The sequence below is a fragment of the Mesorhizobium sp. M4A.F.Ca.ET.050.02.1.1 genome (assembly GCF_003997725.1).
Lineage (GTDB): Bacteria > Pseudomonadota > Alphaproteobacteria > Rhizobiales > Rhizobiaceae > Mesorhizobium.
On the sequence record NZ_RZSG01001223.1, the window covers coordinates 1 to 1,109 of the forward strand.

The following is a 1,109-nucleotide window of genomic DNA, read 5'->3' on the forward strand; positions in this document are numbered from 1 at the left end:
GTATAGGCCACGTCGCGTCCGCCGATCACGAAGCGGGCTTCCAGATTACCTTCGCTTCCGCTGACGGAGGCCTTGTCCATGAGCCGTTTCAGCGCCCACGGGCCGTCGAACTTGATGGCGGATTCCCGGCCGGGCATTTCCGGCGCAAGGCTCAGGCTGGCGGAGCCGGAAGCCGCGCCGCTCGGCCAGTTCAGCGTGCCCGGCGCGTTGCCCGTCTGGCTGCTTTGAACGGTCTGGCCATCGACGTCCAGCATCGCGCTGTCGGCATCGCCATGCAACGAAAAGGGCGTGAAGGTGATGCTGACCAAAGGCACCGAGCCGCCCGAGGGAAAGAAGGCGGCGCGGATTTCCGCTGCCGACTGGAAGGTCTTCAACGTGGCTTTCGAGAGGTCGCGACCGAAGCGCTGGTCCTGTTTCCAGCTCCAGTCCTGGCCGGTCATGTCGATCAGCGATGCGAGATTTTGCGCGAAAAAGCGGTCCATCAATCCCCCGGGGGCGAACAGCTTGGCGAAGTCCGCCATAGCTATGTCCTCCGTGCTGCCGCTGGCGAAAGGATAGCGGCCATTGACCATCTCCTCGCAGGGCCGCGTCACCGTCTGGTCGAGCAACTGGTTCAAATTCGCCACCGAGGTCTCGGCGACATTGCCCTCGAACTCGTCAGCGGCCGCGTTGACCATCCGGGCAAGCGGCTTGGGCAGGCGCGAGACGTTGGCGCGCAGGGTCGAGACCTGAAGCTGCAGGTTCGTGTTGACGCGCTCCGTCTCCGAGGGAACGTCCGCCGCCAGCTTCAGACTCTGGTAGATGTCGCGAAAGTTCTGCGTCAGCGCGTCGATCGGGCGGCGTCCGGCAGGACCGCTCACCAGGGCCTGGAATGACCTGAACTGCGCCTCGACGTTGGCGCCCGGGCCCTGCGAGCCCGCCGAGCCGGCGCGGCTCTGCGACTTGCCGGCGGCCATCTGGATGCCGATGCGGGCCAGGCCCTTGGCGATGCCCGCGGCGTCTGGCCGCTCGGCCGTGCCTGCCTGGACATCGAGGAACTGGCTTTCCCGGGTCAGGGTGGTCTCATCGGCAATCGCGCTGAACAGCTGATCGATCGGCGAGTTCGGCGA

Annotated in this window: 1 protein-coding gene; it reads right to left on the reverse strand. The window is 66.0% G+C overall.

Annotated features, from left to right (window positions below):
• Nucleotides 1-1,109 (reverse strand): type VI secretion IcmF C-terminal domain-containing protein (locus EOA33_RS36485; RefSeq protein ID WP_281033597.1); only part of this gene is annotated, 1,109 nt, incomplete at both ends.